Origin of the sequence: Thalassospira lucentensis, assembly GCF_001613805.1 — a bacterium.
Classification (GTDB): Bacteria; Pseudomonadota; Alphaproteobacteria; order Rhodospirillales; family Thalassospiraceae; genus Thalassospira; species Thalassospira lucentensis_A.
In genome coordinates, this window is record NZ_LPVY01000021.1 from 353,277 (window position 1) to 370,582 (window position 17,306).

General features: G+C 55.6%; 15 protein-coding genes. 7 read left to right on the forward strand and 8 right to left on the reverse strand.

What is annotated here, in order from left to right:
- Positions 1-36: 36 nt before the first annotated feature.
- Positions 37-852, reverse strand: a complete 816-nt coding sequence (locus tag AUP42_RS17285) for a substrate-binding periplasmic protein (RefSeq protein ID WP_156484647.1) — start codon at positions 850-852, stop codon at positions 37-39.
- A 297-nt stretch (positions 853-1,149) separates the two neighbouring features.
- On the opposite strand from AUP42_RS17285, the gene AUP42_RS17290 reads away from it, so the two are divergent.
- The gene (locus AUP42_RS17290) at positions 1,150-2,073 is read left to right on the forward strand and encodes a transporter substrate-binding domain-containing protein (protein ID WP_231858331.1); all 924 of its coding nucleotides are present in this window, start codon (positions 1,150-1,152) and stop codon (positions 2,071-2,073) included.
- A gap of 298 nt (positions 2,074-2,371) precedes the next feature.
- Positions 2,372-3,271 carry a hypothetical protein gene (locus AUP42_RS17295; RefSeq protein WP_062952819.1) on the forward strand — a complete coding sequence of 300 codons (900 nt, stop codon included), beginning with the start codon at positions 2,372-2,374 and terminating at the stop codon, positions 3,269-3,271.
- A gap of 66 nt (positions 3,272-3,337) precedes the next feature.
- Here the strand turns inward: AUP42_RS17295 and pssA are convergent, their stop codons facing one another.
- The 4 genes from pssA to AUP42_RS17315 form a co-directional block, all read right to left on the reverse strand.
- Entirely contained in the window at positions 3,338-4,195 is an 858-nt protein-coding gene (gene pssA / locus AUP42_RS17300) for a CDP-diacylglycerol--serine O-phosphatidyltransferase (RefSeq protein ID WP_062952820.1), read from the reverse strand.
- A complete protein-coding gene (locus AUP42_RS17305) occupies positions 4,195-4,962 on the reverse strand; it encodes a phosphatidylserine decarboxylase (protein WP_269451400.1) in 768 nt (255 codons plus the stop codon). Before AUP42_RS17305 ends, pssA begins: the two co-directional genes overlap by 1 nt.
- Before the next feature lie 88 nt (positions 4,963-5,050).
- Complete coding sequence (locus AUP42_RS17310) at positions 5,051-6,211, reverse strand: Ig-like domain-containing protein (RefSeq protein WP_062952821.1); 1,161 nt, start codon at positions 6,209-6,211, stop codon at positions 5,051-5,053.
- A gap of 223 nt (positions 6,212-6,434) precedes the next feature.
- Complete coding sequence (locus AUP42_RS17315) at positions 6,435-7,421, reverse strand: hypothetical protein (protein ID WP_062952822.1); 987 nt, start codon at positions 7,419-7,421, stop codon at positions 6,435-6,437.
- Positions 7,422-7,783: 362 nt separating this feature from the next.
- Here AUP42_RS17315 and AUP42_RS17320 point away from each other — a divergent pair, with 362 nt between their 5' ends.
- Together AUP42_RS17320 and AUP42_RS17325 are read left to right on the forward strand one after the other, a co-directional pair.
- Complete coding sequence (locus tag AUP42_RS17320) at positions 7,784-8,368, forward strand: TIGR00730 family Rossman fold protein (RefSeq protein ID WP_062952823.1); 585 nt, start codon at positions 7,784-7,786, stop codon at positions 8,366-8,368.
- A 179-nt stretch (positions 8,369-8,547) separates the two neighbouring features.
- Positions 8,548-9,627: a cytochrome-c peroxidase gene (locus tag AUP42_RS17325; protein WP_062952824.1), complete on the forward strand. Its 1,080-nt coding sequence runs from the start codon at positions 8,548-8,550 to the stop codon at positions 9,625-9,627.
- Between the two features lie 105 nt (positions 9,628-9,732).
- Here the strand turns inward: AUP42_RS17325 and AUP42_RS17330 are convergent, their stop codons facing one another.
- Together AUP42_RS17330 and AUP42_RS17335 are read right to left on the reverse strand one after the other, a co-directional pair.
- Positions 9,733-10,710, reverse strand: coding sequence for a LysR family transcriptional regulator (locus AUP42_RS17330; protein ID WP_062952825.1), 978 nt, complete (start codon positions 10,708-10,710; stop codon positions 9,733-9,735).
- Between the two features lie 100 nt (positions 10,711-10,810).
- On the reverse strand, positions 10,811-11,305 hold the full coding sequence (locus tag AUP42_RS17335) for an Rrf2 family transcriptional regulator (RefSeq protein ID WP_062952826.1): 495 nt from the start codon (positions 11,303-11,305) through the stop codon (positions 10,811-10,813).
- Between the two features lie 156 nt (positions 11,306-11,461).
- Between AUP42_RS17335 and AUP42_RS17340 the strand changes: the two genes are divergently transcribed.
- From AUP42_RS17340 to AUP42_RS17350, 3 genes are all read left to right on the forward strand, one after another.
- Complete coding sequence (locus tag AUP42_RS17340; RefSeq protein ID WP_082824828.1) at positions 11,462-12,451, forward strand: NAD(P)/FAD-dependent oxidoreductase; 990 nt, start codon at positions 11,462-11,464, stop codon at positions 12,449-12,451.
- A 172-nt stretch (positions 12,452-12,623) separates the two neighbouring features.
- Positions 12,624-13,586, forward strand: a complete 963-nt coding sequence (locus AUP42_RS17345; RefSeq protein ID WP_062952827.1) for a DMT family transporter — start codon at positions 12,624-12,626, stop codon at positions 13,584-13,586.
- 364 nt (positions 13,587-13,950) lie between these two features.
- Complete coding sequence (locus AUP42_RS17350) at positions 13,951-15,600, forward strand: alkaline phosphatase D family protein (protein WP_062952828.1); 1,650 nt, start codon at positions 13,951-13,953, stop codon at positions 15,598-15,600.
- Between the two features lie 112 nt (positions 15,601-15,712).
- Here AUP42_RS17350 and AUP42_RS17355 read toward each other — a convergent pair whose 3' ends face one another.
- A complete protein-coding gene (locus AUP42_RS17355; RefSeq protein ID WP_062952829.1) occupies positions 15,713-17,305 on the reverse strand; it encodes a DHA2 family efflux MFS transporter permease subunit in 1,593 nt (530 codons plus the stop codon).
- Position 17,306 lies beyond the last annotated feature (1 nt).

Sequence of the window (17,306 nt, forward strand, 5' to 3'; positions counted from 1 at the left end):
CAGGGAAGATCATAAGCCACAACAAGGCGGAATGTATCAGTTCGAAGGAACACCTTCGGGCAGGGATTGCGCCCATATCTTTTGATAAACACCGCTTTTCTTCAACTCACCCAAAGCATTTTCCAATCGGGTAACGATGTTCGGATCGGTTGACCGGCTGGCGGCAAGATAAAGCTCGCTGGAAAGTTCGGGTATTTCGGCTGAGACCTGTAAAAGATCGACATTGTATTGAAGGCTTCCAGCCCGATAAGGCAGCGAAAGCGCATCCCCCGCCACCAGATCAACCCGACCGGCATAAAGAAGCCGGAGGGTCGCCTCGGCCGAAGGGACGAAATCAACGTCAAAACCCTGATTTTGCAGGAACTCGGCCTTGACGTCCTTAAGCTGACCGGCAATCCGGAAGGTTTTCAAGGCGTCCCAGTTGGTTCCCACCGGCACGTCGCTACCGCGTAGTGAAAATAGTCGCACATGATACGGAGAAACCGTACCAACCCATCGAAACAGGCCTTCCCGATCGGAACGACGGGCGATACAGAAAATCAGGGTATCGGGCTGGGCCTGTGCTGCGGCAAAGGCGCGTGCCCAAGGTTGCGCAGTAATCCGGCATTCTATATTCGCGTCATTGCAGATCTGGCTTACAACATCGACTGCAGGGCCAGAGACATAATTGCTGTCTTCGCTAACAACCACATAGGGTGGGAACGGCGTTGTCACGATATCGACAGTTTGCGCATGAGCGGGGCTTTGCTTCCATGCCGAAAGCCCGCACAAGACAAACACCATCGCCACAAGACGAGCGGCCGGAACGGATAAAATGGCAACGAGCCATGGCGGACGTCTGTCAAAGGTCATTACCGCCTCATAGCAATGAAAGCCGTCTTGTTTTTCGTTATCCCCGTCAGCAGCATCGTAGCGAGGAACATACGGATCACCAAACAGCAATTCCGCTCAGATTCCCTTATCGAAAATTCTAATGGTCTTATTGCACATGAGGTAGTGCAATTTCTGTTTCAAGACCAAACCTAGTGATAGGGGAAATCCTTCGTTCGGATAGCAGAGCCTACATAATTTGCTAATAAATTCGGCGCTATCCTGATCACAAAACAATAACGATCCTTGTATATTCGGGAACAAAACATGGGATTGCGGATGATGCGTTGGCGCCAATATCGCGCCGTATCCGGTCTGATCGGACTTGTCGCCCTGCCCTTCATGGCAGCGGTCGCTAACGCTGATGCCCCGGGCATCCTGACCTGGGCTGTCCCGCCTTTCGCTCCAGCCTTCATTTCCGAAGATGGAAAACTTACCGGTTATGCCTCCGATACCCAGAACTGGTTTGCCGCGCGGCTTGACGATTATCAGCACGAAATCATGGAAGTTCCTCTGGCGCGGCTTCTGGCGGAAATGCGCAACGGGGCGGCCGATGACCATCCCGGTCATATCCGTTGCAGTACGACCCTGATCCCGACCGACGAACGGCGCGAATATATCAGCTTTGCCAAGACCATTCTGCTGCATCTGCCGATTTCCGTCGTCATCCGCGCGGAGGACGAGGCAAATTTCAAACCCTTCCTTGACGAAGAAGGACATATCCAGCTTGGCCAATTGATGGCGAACGGGGATATGACCACCGCCCTTCGGATCGGGCGATCTTACGGGACACTGATTGACAATTATGTCGAAAGATATCGCAACGCCCCGCAAATCATGCCGGTGGCCGATGATAGCAAGCTTTTGAAACTTCTTGAACTGGGCCGGATCGACTGGACATTCTATTTCCCGTCCGAAGCGGAATTTTACCGGCGGGAAATCGCACCCAACCAGATGATCAAATCATTGCCGATCCGTGGCAATACCAACCTGCTTGAAGCGACCATCGGCTGTGCGAAAACACCGGCTGGCCAACAGGCGATTTCCCGGATCAACCAGATTGTCGATACCAATCCCGACATGCCATGGACCAACTTTTATGCTGCCTGGCTTTCCCCTCAGGATCGCGAATGGTTTGTGGCGGCACGGGCGCATTATATCGACCCCAAACAGTTCGAGGCACTTCTGACGCCAAGAAAATAAACCACGTCCCAATGTCTCCCCAAACAACACCCTATCCTAAAGTGACTAAGCCTGCCCGGGTGTTGCGGGCCGTTTTCCAAACCTATCCGCTTTCTGATATCCAACATGCAAGCCCCTTTGCCTCGGTTAAATCGGACTGCAACACGATTTTCCATTGTATGACTATTGATCTATGCTGATGACCCACCACTTTTGGATAAGCATGGATGAAAACACGGACCCGCGCATATTGGCGACCGGGTATATTGGTATGTGCAGTCGCTATTTCAGTTCCCTCATAATTGCCGGAATTTCGGCAATGCTGGTTTCGCAAATACCTGCGGCAATAGCGCAGGAAACTTTGCCGCTGCTTGTTACCCCCGTGACCCCATCAACAGCGAAAACCAGAACGGATATTGTCTGGGCCGTAGACGCCATCACGCCGGGCTTCATAAAGGTCGAGGGTCGGTTGAACGGCTATGGTGCGCAAATGCTGGACTGGTTTATCGCGCGTATGCCCGAATATAACCATCTGGTGCAGATCCTGCCGCGGCGCAGTGCCTATGATGCCATGCGCGCGGCGGGAGAAAGCGGTAAAACCATCTGTATCCCCGGAACCCAACATACCCCGGAACGCGCAAAAGATTTCGCCATGAGTGGCACCGTCGCACCATTGCTGCCGCTTTCGGTTGTCGTTCTAAGCAGCGCCCGCCACTCCTTCCGACCATACATGCTGGCAAACGGAACGATCGATCTGGCCGCGCTGCTTGGCGATACATCGCGCTATACAGCACTGGCAAAGGCCCGGTCTTATGGACCGGAAGTTGACAGCATTCTGGCAACTGCGATTAATGCGCCAAATGTTTTGCGCACTGATAACCAGTCAAGCTTTCCGATGATGCTGGAAATAGGTCGCATTGACTGGATGCTGGCCTATCCGGTTGAAATCGAGTTCCATCGCCGTCAGGCAAAGGATGCATCCGACACATTGTCGTTGCCCATTCAGGGGCTACCCCGTCTGATGAATATCAGCGTGGCCTGCAGTCGGTCGGAAAACGGTATCGGGGCTGTCAGCGAGATCAACGCCATCCTTGCCAGCCATCCCGCTATGCCGTGGCTTGAATATTATATCGATTATCTTGGCCACGAGGACCGCGCCCGTTTCCTTGACGCCCTGAAAGAATTCAGACAGTCACGAGATCTTCCCGTCGGACAATAACATCGCCCCCAAATGAAACAGGCACCGCCAAAACGGTGCCTGCCAAAGAATTTCGGTCGAATAGGATCAATTCTGATGAACCCGGTTCAGCCCTTCTTCGGGATCGTCATCGGGTTCGCCGTCATCGTCTTCTTCCTCGGCACGAACTTCGTCCTGCTGATGTTCGACCCCCATGCGGCGATACGAACGATATGACAGCGGGAAGGTCGCAAAATAGACCGCGGCAATCACCGAAAGCGTCAGCCACGGCGAGGACACCAGAAACGCGACGGAAGCGCCGAATGCCAGCATCAGCGGCAGAACCCATGCGCGCGGAACCTTGACCTTCTTGAATGAATAGGTCGGCATCCGCGACACCATCAGACCGGCAATCAACACACCGTAAGGTGCAACGATGTAGGGGCTGTCAAACACACCACGCCCGAACTGGAAAGTCAGCACAATCGGCCACATCGCAAGCGCCGCTGCCGCCGGGGCAGGAACCCCGGTAAAGAAACGATAGGCCCAAGTCGGCAATTCCGGTTCGCCCAGCATCTGGGTATTGAACCGCGCCAGACGCAGCGCCATGCACACCGCAAACAGCAGCGACAAGGCCCAGCCGATCGGGCCGAATTCATGCAGCGACCAGAAATAAAGCATCATCGCCGGGGCGACCCCAAAGCAGACAAAATCCGAAAGACTGTCAAGCTCGGCACCAAAGCGGCTGGATGCGTTCAGCATCCGCGCCAGACGGCCATCAAGGCCATCGATGATCCCGGCGATCAGGATGGCGGCAACCGCAGCTTCCCATCGATCCTGCATCGCAAAGCGGATCGATGTCAAACCAGCACACATCCCCATCAGGGTCGCCACATTCGGCGCCAGACGGCTTAGTGACAATGCCTTGAACCGCCGGGGGCGGCTCTGTCGGATGCCGCCTGCCATTAGCGGATCTCCCCGACTGCGGCTTCTGCCCCCTTGGCCGCAATATCGGCAAGGATGGTTTCACCGGCAATCGTGGTCTGACCAACGATGACTTTGGGTTCGACACCTTCGGGAAGGTACACGTCAACACGCGATCCGAAACGGATCAGGCCGAAGCGTTCGCCAGCTTTCAGCTGCGAACCACGACCGACATCACAAAGGATACGACGCGCCACAAGACCCGCAATCTGGACAACGCCAAATTCGCGGCCTTCCTTGTCACGCACCAGAAGAATCTGGCGTTCGTTGTTTTCCGATGCCTTGTCGAGTTCCGCATTGACGAATTTTCCGGGCACATAGGCCTCGCCAACGACTTCGCCATTGACCGGACAACGGTTCACATGAACGTTGAACACATTCATGAAGATCGAAACACGCGTACGCGGCGTTTTATCGTCCAATTCGAGTTCCTTGGGCAGTGGTGCCTTGGAAATCATGCAAACACGGCCATCCGCCGGCGAAATGACGAGGTTCTCGTCAACCGGGGTGATACGGTCCGGATCGCGGAAGAAATAGGCACACCAGAGTGTCAGGATCACACCGATCCAGCCCAGCGGTTCGGCAATCAGAAACAGAACCACGGTGATCGCCGCGAAAATCGCCACGAATTTCCAGCCTTCGGGATTGATCGGCACAAGAACGGATTTCAAAGTCTTTATTCCCTGGTTGCCATGGGTACGGGCATAACAATTCCGGCAATGATTACCGGTCGGCCGCGTTACTACCATCTAGTGATGACAAAGGGCAACGCAACCTGCAAATAAAAAGGGGCAAAACACCATTATCACGTGTTTTGCCCCCGGAAAAGAAATGCAGTTACTGCTGTGCGGTCCCATTTTCCGGAAGCGCAAAAATCTGCCCCGGATAAATCAGGTCCGGATCACGGATCTGTTTGCGATTCTGGTTGTAAATCACCCAGTATTGCAGGCCATCGCCATAGGTCCGGCGCGCAATCCGCCACAGGCTGTTACCCGGCTGCACAACATAACGCGACCCCGGTTCCAGAATCTGATCTGGGCGGGCACGTTCAAACGGCAATTCGACGCGTGCGGTCACCTTGTCAGACGGATCAAGCTGATCGGCGCGTAACTGATACTGGCCCGGCTCGATCGGCTCACCAATTGTCAGAGCCCAGTTGCCATCTTCCCCGGTCGTTGCACTGCCGACAAATTTGTTATCAAGATAAACACGGACGCTGGTGTCATCATCGGCCTTGCCAGACATGGCAACACGACCTTCTTCGTCATAATCGACAACATCAATCGACAGGCGTGGCATGGCGGCTGCAGGTTGTTCGGCGGTCGCGGCAGGCATTTCCGATCCCTGCGGCATGGCTTCGGCCAGTTCGCGGGCGGTTTCCTTGCTCATATCTTCGGGAGCCGGTCCCTGCAGGACGGTGGCAGCGCCGCCTTCCTTGGGCACGCGCATGGCAATGATCGGCTGTTCTGCCGCATCATCGTTTTTGGCGGCATCATCACCCGATGTCTGATCGGCAGTTGCGGTGTCACCGGCAGCCGGTTTTTCCGGGATCAGAACCACGACATTATCATCGCCCTTGTGAATTTCACCGGTGCTGTCTTCGGATTCAAGTGACAGTTCCCGATCACCGCTTGCCAGCGGTTTCTCAGGCAAAACCACCCATTCACCGCGTTCATCGGCGGTTGCCTGTCCGATAACTTCGTCACCCTCGCGGATGCGCACGGTGCTATTCGGGGCAGCGCGGCCAGCAATCACGGCATTGCCATCCGGGCCGATGCGCACGACGTCAAAGCTCGGCGTACGAACTTCGGGTGCGGCGTCGGTTTGTTCCGGCGCGGCCTGCTGCGTGTTTCCGGCATCCGGTGTCACGGCGGGCGGAGCTGTTGTTCGTGCCGGCGTATCGGTTTCGTCTACCGACTGTGTCAGCATGTAATTCAACGAGATCGCGGCAACAATCAGCAAAACGCCAATGATGACGAGGATATAAGGTCTTTTCACCGGTAATATCCTTGAACGGTGGTTATGATTATTACGGGTGGCGTCGAAACCTTGTAACTGGCAGTCATTAAGTCCCCCAAACGCCCCACCCGACGCGTTAATTCGAAACTTGTACTACTTTCGGCACACAGTTTCCATAACGTAACAAACCGAGATTACAGTGCAACAGTTAGGCAAAGATGAATAGAATCAGCGCTTTTGGTCAAGCCTTGTCCCGCATTCCTTAAGGAATTGACTGCATTGTCGCCCCGATATAGGCCACAAGTGCCGCCACCAACACCGGCAATGCCAGAACCGATACCCGCACCAGCATCGCCAGAACCGCACCGCCCGGCCCGGCATTCGCACCGATATCGGCTGGCAAAAGTGCTGCAATCCGCGCTGCACCCGATCCGGCAAACACCACCAGAACCAGAACCGCCATGGCAAATGCTGACGCCGGTGCTGCCAGCATCACACCCGATGCACTTGCCATCAGCGCGGTACTGATCGCCAGCCACAACGCGGCACGATATTGCGGGGCGGCCTTTTCGGAAACCAGCGCCACCATAAGGGCGATCGAAAGACCAGCCTGAAAAACCACCTGATCGCGCAGGCCGAACTGGGCGGCGATAATCCCCTGCCCGACCGCAAGCGCCACAAAGGTCGCAACCGGTGCCGGTCGTGCGACATCCTCGTCGCTTGTGACATTGGATTTTGTCGATGTTTTGGCGGCTTTTGCAGATTTGCCGTTCTTTTTACCCCTGCCCTTGGCCGCGCCCGGATCTTCGTCCTCGTCAAAATTCGGGCGTGTGACCCACAGGAAGGACGCCCCGATCAGGATATAGGCACCCCATACCAGCGTCACCAACCCGCCTGGATGATACAGAAGCCCGGTAACAGGAGCCGCCAGCACCAGCCAACCGCCCAGCAACATCAGAATGGCCGCAACAATCGCGCAAGGCCGCGCACGCAGATGTGCAAAATCAAGGATTGCGCCACAAACCCCGCCCAGCACCAGCATAAGAAGTGCGGCACCCACACCGCCACGCGCGGTTTCCGGCAAACCGATGGCCGCCGGAACAGCCACCGCCACCGCCGGGATGACAGCGGCCAGCACCATACGCCGGGCCATTGCCCGCTCAAGCCCCAACCAAAGGGCGAGCATCAAAACCGTTGCGATAACACCGGACACCAGAATGGCGAGCCAAAAGGGGCTGTCGACAAACACGTTGGGCGATCCTGCCTTGTTGTTGTTTCGTTTTCAAACCTGCGAGGGAACGGCATTGAGCACGCAGGCGCTGATATCCATCCCACAATCAGGTTCAGAACCTGTTAACCATCGGCGAAAAATTCGCCCCGGCTTATCGCGCCCGATCATGCCGATTGCCAAGGCAAAAATGCGGCAGGGTTCACATGGTATCAATACGGGCTGTCACAGGATCTTCGCAAAGGAAACTATTGACCCGACAATGGCGCAATAGGCTATGCTTGCCCCCTAGACGGGCCACATCGCCGGTCGGTACGGCGCGTTGCATACGTCGTGACCGGGCGAAAGTTACCTGCGAGATAACAACAAAGAGGCAGGTTGCCATGACAAGAGTAAAATCGATCTGTGTTTTTTGCGGCGCTTCGAACGGCAAAAACCCCGAGCACATGGAAAACGCGATTGCATTTGGCAAAATGATGGCCGAACGCGGTATTGCGCTGGTTTACGGCGGCGGGCGCATCGGCCTCATGGGGGCGGTTGCCGACGCGGTGATGAAAAACGGCGGCAAGGTCATCGGCATCATCCCCGCTCATCTTGACGATATCGAGGTCGGCCATAAGGGCCTGACCGAACTGATCGTCTGCAAATCGATGTATGAGCGCAAGGTCGAGATGTTCAAGCGTTCGGACGCCTTTGTCACGCTTGCTGGCGGCCTTGGCAGCCTTGACGAAGCGTTCGAGGCACTGACCCTTCGCCAGCTTGGCATCCATGACAAGCCGCTGGTATTCCTCAATGCGCTGGGATACTGGGACAAATGCCTTGATATGATTGATGGCATCATCGAGGACGGCTTTGCGCGTGAGAGCAACCGCAACCTGTTTACGGTTGCCGGAACCCTTGATCAGGTCTTCGAACAGCTTGAAGCCGAACCCGCCCCGAAATTCGACCCGCGCGAAAAGCTTCTCTAAGCCCGCTTTTCCGGCCAATCCATCAAATCCGCAAGATATCGCGTCTTGCGGATTTTTCTTTGTCAAATTCAAATCAACATACTGATATCACGTTTATTTTAGAACTTTGATATATATCAGCGTCGCTGCATATACCTCCTGCTTTACTTCCCGAACCACCATCATTTGGGAGAGAGCAAATGAAATCATATCGTGGTTTAGTGGGCAGCCTTGTTTCGGTTACTGCCATGCTGGGGATCGTCGGGAACGTTCTTGCAGCAGAAACGCCATCGCCTGCCGATCTGCGCGAAGCCGCCCTTGAACATTTCGAAGTCATTCCGTCAATGGTGCCGGCCGTTTCGGGCAATGCCGTTACCCGGGAAAAAGTCGAACTGGGCAAGATGCTGTTTTTTGATCCGCGCCTGTCATCCAGTGCGCTGATTTCGTGTAATACCTGCCATAACCTGGGCATGGGCGGGGATGACAACCTTGAAACATCCATCGGCCACGGCTGGCAGAAAGGACCCCGTAACGCCCCAACGGTGCTGAATGCCGTGTTCAACGAAGCGCAGTTCTGGGATGGCCGCGCCGAGGATCTCAAAGCACAGGCTAAAGGCCCGGTTCAGGCCGGGGTCGAAATGGCCAGCACCCCCGAACGTGTTGTCGAAGTGCTGAAAAGCATGGGCGATTACGTACAGAAATTCGCCCACGCCTTCCCGGGTGAAGCAGATCCGGTAACGTTTGATAACATGGCCAGAGCAATCGAGGCGTTTGAAGCAACCCTGATTACCCCGGCATCACGGTTTGACCAGTTCCTGGAAGGCAACGATGCCATCCTGACCAAAACAGAAATGGCCGGGCTTGAACTGTTCATCGATACCGGTTGTGCATCATGTCATAACGGGGTGAATGTCGGCGGGACCGGGTATTATCCGTTCGGCGTTGTTGAACAGCCGGGTGCCGAAATCCTGCCACCCGATGACAAGGGCCGTTTTGCCGTCACCCAGACCGCGACGGATGACTATGTGTTCCGCGCCGGGCCGCTTCGTAATATCGCGCTGACGGCTCCCTATTTCCATTCTGGCAAGGTCTGGAATCTGGAACAGGCCGTCGCGATCATGAGTTCCAGCCAGCTTGGTGCCGAACTTGATGACAGTCAGATCAAGGCGATTACCGCCTTCCTCATGACCCTGACCGGGGAAGCACCGCGCGTGGAATACCCAATCCTGCCGGTCAGCAGTAAAACCACACCCAAACCGGCCGCAATGGTCGCAAACTGATCCCACAGGGGTGTGGAAAAGCAGAAAATACCTGCAAAGATGCGAACCCCGACACGCCCTTTGCGAACCTGCCGCCCGACACAACCCGGGCGGCATTTCTTTTGCCTATTTCAGTTCCATTCCCTCACCGCCAGAGGCGCGTGCACCTGATAACTGCATCACCCGGCGTTTATAAATATCAGCAACCCAATTGGTCGCCTGCTTGATACCTTCGGCCGCCCGCAGATCGCGATGAACAATCAGCCAGATATCGGAATCCAGCGTCTCAATCGGGCGCGAAACCCGGGCCAATGCAGGATCGTGGTCCCCGAGGAAGCACGGCAAAATCCCCGCCCCGATCCCGGTGCGCAACGCATTTTGCAGCATCGCGGTATTGCCCGCGCGAAACAGCGGCTTGTTACCGTCAATATGGGCCAGCAACCAGCGCTGGCTTTCATAAAGGTCAAATTCCTCGGAAAAACAGATCCACGGCGCATCAGAAAACACCCGATCCGGTCCCATGCCACGCATATCATACGCCAATCTCTCGGTCGCATAGATCGCACAGGAAATCGTCCCAAGCCGCTTGGTGATAAAATCCCCGGTCAGGGGCAAACCATGCCGGACGGCAAAATCCGCCTCGCGCTTGGTCAGCAACTGCGTATCGTCGGATTGCCGGATTTCAAGGTAAAGACCGTCGGGCTTGCTATTGATCTGGCCAGCAAGAAACAGTGCCGACCACGCACTGGCGGTCAGGCGGACCTGCCGGTCTCGAATGCCCGATATCGCGTCACCCTGCCGGTGAAAGGCAAAGGCGGCTTCTTCCATCGCCTCGGCGCGCGGGCGCAAATCGCGCCCGGCCTCTGTCATGCGCAATCCTTCGGGTAGGCGATCAAACAGCACGACACCGACAACGTCTTCAAGAGCGGATAAATGTCGCCCCAATGTCGGCTGGCTGACGCCAAGCTCCTGCGAGGCCGCCCTAAGACTGCCGGTACGCGCAAGCGCCAGAAACACGCGAATATGATCCCAATCGGGTTTTTTGGTCGTCATCGGGGCCTCGGCTGATGGTGGGGCGCGATACAGGATTGAATAACGGATCATCAAACAACCCTATCGTTATTCATTATTGGATCACTACCCGCACCGCAAGTCACGGTTGCACGGGTACCTCCATAAAACCGCAAGCACCTGTAAAGTATGACTATTCGGAATCTTTGGACTTGGGCAGATGTTCGAAAATGCTGCCCGGTCCGGTCCATTTACCATCGGGTTCAGTCGGCCAGCGTTGATCGACATCGGAAGCAAGATCGGCCAGCGTGACCGATGCGAACCGTTCAAGCAGAAGTTGCTCGGCCGCGTCAAACGAACTGCCAAGGGCAGCATTCACCGCCTGCTCGACCAGACATTCGGGATGTTCGACCGCAACCCCCATGGCAAAGATCGACGGATTGCCAAGCGCGTTATGGATATCAAGAAACGTGATTTCCGATAGCGGGCGAATGATCACCCATCCGCCGCCATGCCCCTTTTCGGACCGCACATAACCGGCATCGCGCAGCCCTGCCATCGTTCGGCGAACCACCACCGGATTGGTGTCAAGCATCCGGGCAATCATATCGGATGTCATCGCGCCGCCAAACCGGTCCATGTGGATCAGGACATGCAACATGCGGGAAAGGCGGCTGTCACGGCGCATCAACGGTTTCCTTGGGGCTGGCATTCATCATATCCCAGACTATCGGGCTTTGGCGCATATTCGCAACACCAAAAGTTTCAAGATGCTTGACTCCAGAAAGTTACGATACTTATAAAGTTACATGATTGATTTTGAGATATCACAGGAGTTCCGATCATGTCTGACGCCATCCCCACCCCGTCCGCAACCCAACCGGTTTCGATGCCTGATTCCGAAAAACTTTATGACGTGATCATCATTGGTGCCGGTTTTTCTGGCCTGTCCGCCGCGATGCAACTGGCGCGCGCCCGAAAGCAGATATGCATCATTGATGCAGGACTACCGCGCAACCGGTTTGCCGCGGCCTCACACGGATTTTTCGGTCTTGATGGCAAAAGCCCGGATGAAATTTCGCGACTTGCGATTGGCCAGATCAGGGCCTACCCCACCGTCAGCATTGTGCACGGTATGGCAAAAGCGGCGAACCGACTGGAACCGGATGCCGCCGGAACCGGGAACGAAGACAACAACCGTTTCAAAGTGTCGCTTGATGACGGCCGCCGCTTTCAGGCGCGTCGCCTGATCCTTGCCACCGGGGTCGTCGATACCCTGCCCGATATCCCCGGCCTGATGCCGCGCTGGGGCAAAACGGTGCTGCATTGTCCCTATTGCCATGGCTATGAAGTGCGCGACCGCGCTCTGGGCGTGCTGGCAACCGGGCCGATGTCCAACCATCAGGCCATGATGATCCCCGACTGGGGTCCCACGACCTTTTTCACGCAGGGGAAATACGAACCGGAACCCGAAATCCGTGCCCAGATGGATGCGCGCGGGATCACGATTGAACAAAGCCCGATTGTCGAACTGATCGGCGCAGCCCCCGACCTTGAGGCCGTTAAACTGGCTGACGGGCGCAGCATGCCCATTCAGGCCCTGTTTGCCGGACCCACCGTTTCCATGACCAACCCACTTGCCGAAATGCTCGGCTGCGCGTTCGAAGAAGGCTTTGCCGGACCGTTTATCAAAGTCGATGCATCACAGGAAACCAGTATCCCTGGCGTCTTTGCCGCAGGGGATGCCGCCACCGCACGGCATAATGCGACGCTGGCATCCGCAGCCGGTGTTCTGGCCGGGGTGGGTGCGCATCAGTCGCTGATTTTTAGCTGATCATACGGCCTGGTGTCACGGGTTAACAGCCGCCGCCTGTGGAAGTCCGCATGGCTGGCGGCAGCCTGCCCCGCGATACAAATATGAATAGCACCCCTTAAATATCGGGCATGGCTATTCATTCCTGAATCCAAGAGACTGTCATTGTTCATAACTTTTAAAGTTTTTTCATATGCCGGTTCTGATCCTGCTTGTCAGCACGACTTTCGTCTGGGCGATGCTTCTGGTGTGCAACCGGATCGCATTGACGGCGTTTGATGTCGATGTCTATGCCATGACGTGCTGGCAACTCGTCTTTGGCGGGCTGGCGCTGGTGTTGCTTGCCCCCGGTCGGACCATTCCGTGGCGACAATTCACGTTGCGGATCAACTGGGCCTATGGAATTTTGCGTGTCCTGACCGGGGTCAGCTGGACCGCGGCACTGGTTTATATCAGCGCGCCTGAAAGCGGAATCTTATCGCAAACCGGCATGCCGATGGCAGCCCTTGCCGCAGCCTTCATCCTTGGCCGCGCACCGGGCAAATCGGAATGGTTCGGCCATGCAATCCTGCTTACCGGGGCTGGCTTCCTTGCCTGGCATCTGCCCGACGGCTTTGCCAATCCGGCGGTGTGGCTGATGCTGGCATCCGAGGTTACGGCGATTTCATCATCGGTTCTGGCGGAAAAACACCCCGATAACCAGATCAGGGATGCATGGTCGCATTTGCGCTTTACCGGGGTTTTGCTGCTGATTACCGCCTCGGTGTTTCTGATCTTCCCACCGCTGATCGGCGCCATCAGCCCGGTTCCGATCCCCTACACCTCGCTTGACGGGTTCTTCGGGATCGAGACCATATTGGCCGGTCTGATCCTTGGAACGCTGTTGCGCGGCCCTGCCATGGTCCTGACATTGCGGTCGATCAAGACAGCCGGGATGGAGAAATACATCCTGGCGACAAGTATCCTGCCCTTTATCCTGTTGGGGCTCGAAATGCTTGCCGCACGGTTTGACCTGACACCGGCGCCGACACATGACAGTGTTTTCTGGATTTCGGCCCTTCTGGTGATGCTGGGTATCATGCAGATCACCTATTCGAAACGCCGCCATGCCAAGCGGCTCAAGACATCTGGCACAACCGATCCGGCCCCGGCCTGAGACAGATAGATGACCGAACAAGACGCGTCCCCTCGCGCCACCAATGCAGGGTCGCCCACGCCCCCAACGAGCCCCCTCTCGTAAGGGCATATCCCAAACGGCCAGCCTCCCAAAAAATTGGCCGTTCGACCCTGTTTCCATCCGGTTAGTCTCCCTTCCGGATGGACCGAAACGCCCGGTTTCCCCGACCGGGCGTTTTCTGTTTCAGGATGCGGCGTTATTCCCGATAAAATTGCCAAACCATCGCATCTGAAACTTGAAATTGATACGTGCACAAATTCGCCTAAACTGCCTGCACCCCGAAAAGGGGCAAGAGGGACAACAAGCGCCTGAAAACGGGCCGCAAAACGCGCGGGGATTATCCATGACAAGCCTGCAACAGCCAGACAATTACGAAACACTCAAAGCCAAGATCAGTACGGCTGCCATTGTCGGTCACACCACCGACAGCACCGCGAAAATCTGGGTTCGGGCATACAGGGACGGCCTATGGACACTGATCGTAAGTGCCCAGAAGCTGCCCGAGGATGCCTATGACCTGTCGGGCAAAAGCCTTGCTGCAATGAAGGATGAAAACACTGATATCGTCTTCATGACCGAACGCAATTTCACCCATCAGACCGACCTGACCATGACATTCGAGGTCAGCGGCCTTAAACCCGATACGCGCTATTACTATTATCTGGCGTCTGACAAGCTTGGTCTTGATCGCTGCATCGAGATGGGTGGCGATCACGCATACTGGTTCAGGACCCTTGCCAAAAACCCGCAATCCCTGCAATTCGGGTTTTATTCCTGCCACGACCCGTTCAGCGTCAAACCCAACAGCGAAGGCGCATGGGATAAGTTTTATGACGTGCTGAACGAACGAAGGGCCGATTTCGTGATTGGCGGCGGCGATCAGGTTTATTGCGACACCAACCATAAATCGCAAATCCAGGATGTCTGGGTGTGGCTTAAGAATAACAAAAACGCGTTGCTCGCGACCTATCGCAAGCCTGACGGAAGCCTCAAGGAACCCGCCATCATCGACTATTTCACCAAACTTTACCGCACCTATTACCGGATTTACTGGCAGTTCGAACATCTGCGATATGTCTATCGCCGGTTCCCGCAATACATGATCTGGGACGATCACGAGATCATGGATGGCTGGGGGTCGTTAACTGCCAAGGAACGCAAGGCCAAGATTTGCAATTTCTTTCAGGATGACGACGAAGACGCCAATTACGAACTTGTGATGCTGATGTTCAAGGCCGCAGCACAGGCTTATCTGGAATATCAGCACGCCCACAATCCTGACAGCAAGATCATCAATGGCGATCCCGATGCCAGTGAATGGGATTATCATTTCGATCAGGGAGCCTATGGCTTTTACATGCTTGATGTGCGCGGCCATCATGATTGTGAATTGCCTGACGGGCAGCGATTGCTTGGCGCGGAACAGTTCAGGCGTTTCAAAAAGTGGATCAATTCAGCCTCAATCAAAAAGAAAAAGGCGATCTTTATCTGTTCACCTGTTCCTGTCGTTCATTGGACGGAAAGTGCGGTCAACACCCTCGACTTTGGTGGCCAGAAGGATGATTTCATGGATGAATGGGGCCATGAAACCAACCATAAGGAACGCAATGCGATGCTTGAATTGCTTCTGGCCCGATCGGCTGAAAGCAACATCCCGATCGTGATCCTGAGCGGCGACGTCCACTGCGCCAGCGCGTTTCAGATCACCCATTGCACCACCTATCCCAAGGCGCGGTTGTTCAATGTGACCTCAAGTGCGATTTCGCGCAAACCGGCACCGGGCATTGCCACGGCTGCCATGCAGAAATCAGCCGCGATTGACGGGTTTGACGGTGGGCGATTTGAACAGATGTTCCGCTTTGCCGGTGACAACAATTTCGCCATCATCAATGCCGACTGTCGCGACAACGATTTCAAACTGAGCGCGACCCTTTACTGGGCCGAACCCGGATCGGAAAGTGTCACGCAACAAGTGATCAAGCTGGTCAGTTAAAGAAGCCGGTCCCCGTTGGAACGGGGACCGGCCAGGCCGCACTCAAGCTTTCGCTTGCGGGGTCGGGGGAACATGTGCGGCCTTTTCTGTCTGATCGCGCTGTATCCTGTTTTTAGTGTGCGTCGGCGGATGGTTTGCCCGATCTTGCCGGGCGCGCCAGTGGCAAAAGCAGCAAAGCCAGAATGAAGATGCCCGCCATGGCAAGCTGCACATCATTAAATGAAATCATGCTGGCCTCGCGGGTAACGATATTGACGATGGATTTCATGGCACTTGCCTGCGGATCGGGCAGCCCCATGGCGCTGTATCGTGCTGTCATCGTCGCCAGATAATTCTGGAAACCGGTGCTGGCCGTGTTGATATGCTCGGCCAGATGCGCGAAATGCAGGTCAGTCCGTTTATCGAGCATCGTGTTGATCGCAGCCAAACCAATCGCCCCGCCAAGGTTACGCATCAGGTTATAAAGGCCGCTGGCGTTTTTGATCTTTTCCGGTGGCAAGGTGCCTAGTGCCAGATTGGTGATCGGCAGCATGCAGAACATCAGGGCAAAGCCACGCACAGCCTGCGGCAGGATCAGTTCGTGAAACGATACCTGACTGTTCTGAAAACCGTTCAGGGCAACCCCCACCGCAAACAGCGCCAGGCCAAAGCCAAGAACGACGCGTGCGGGCAGTTTCGCCGTCAGTTTCCCGGCAATCGGGGCCGATATGAACTGGCAAATGCCGGTTACCGCCATGATGGTGCCGATTTCCAGACTGTCATAGCCGCGCACACGGCTTAGCAGCAGTGGCAGGATATAGACGCTGCCATAAAGCCCGATGCCCAGTGTGAAGCTGAAGATGCAGCCCATGGCAAAGTTGCGATCCCTGAACGAACGCAGATCGACAATCGGATGATCATAGGTAAACATGCGCCGGAAGAAATAGAGCCCCGAAATCATGCAGATAATAGCGCCATAAACAATGGCGCGTTCATCAAACCAGTCATCTTTCGGCCCTTCGTCCAGAACATATTCCAGACTGCCGAGGAATGCCGCCATCGCAAGCAATCCGCGCAGATCAAAGCCCCTTAGCAGCGAACGGTCGCCACGATCCACGTCCAGCATGACGGCCACGACAAGCGCAATCAGCATCCCCGGCAAAACGTTGATCAGAAACAGCCAATGCCACGAAAACGACTGCGTCAGATACCCGCCAAGCGTCGGCCCAACGGTCGGCGCCATGGTGGCAATCAGACCAATCATGACCGAGGCGGTATTACGTTTATCCGCCGGGAAAATGATATAGGTCGTGGCAAAGACGGTCGGGATCATCGCCCCGCCAAGGAACCCCTGCGCGGCACGAAACCAAATCATGCTTTCGATCGACCAGGCAAAGGCAGAGGCGATGCTGAAAATCGTAAAGCCGATGGCGGATGCGACAAATAGCCAGCGTGTCGAGATCAGGCGTGACAGGAAACCCGAAAGCGGGATCATTACGACTTCGGCAATCAGATAACTGGTCTGAACCCAGCCGATTTCATCCGGACTTGCCGAAAGACCGGCCTGAATATTTTCTAGCGAGCTTGCGACGATCTGGATATCAAGAATCGCCAGAAACATGCCGACCACCATCGCGACCCAACCGATAAACTTGGTGGTATCGACATGCTGCACCGGATCATCGGGCCCGGCTATGGAACCGGGGCTGGTGGCGGCACTGCTCATT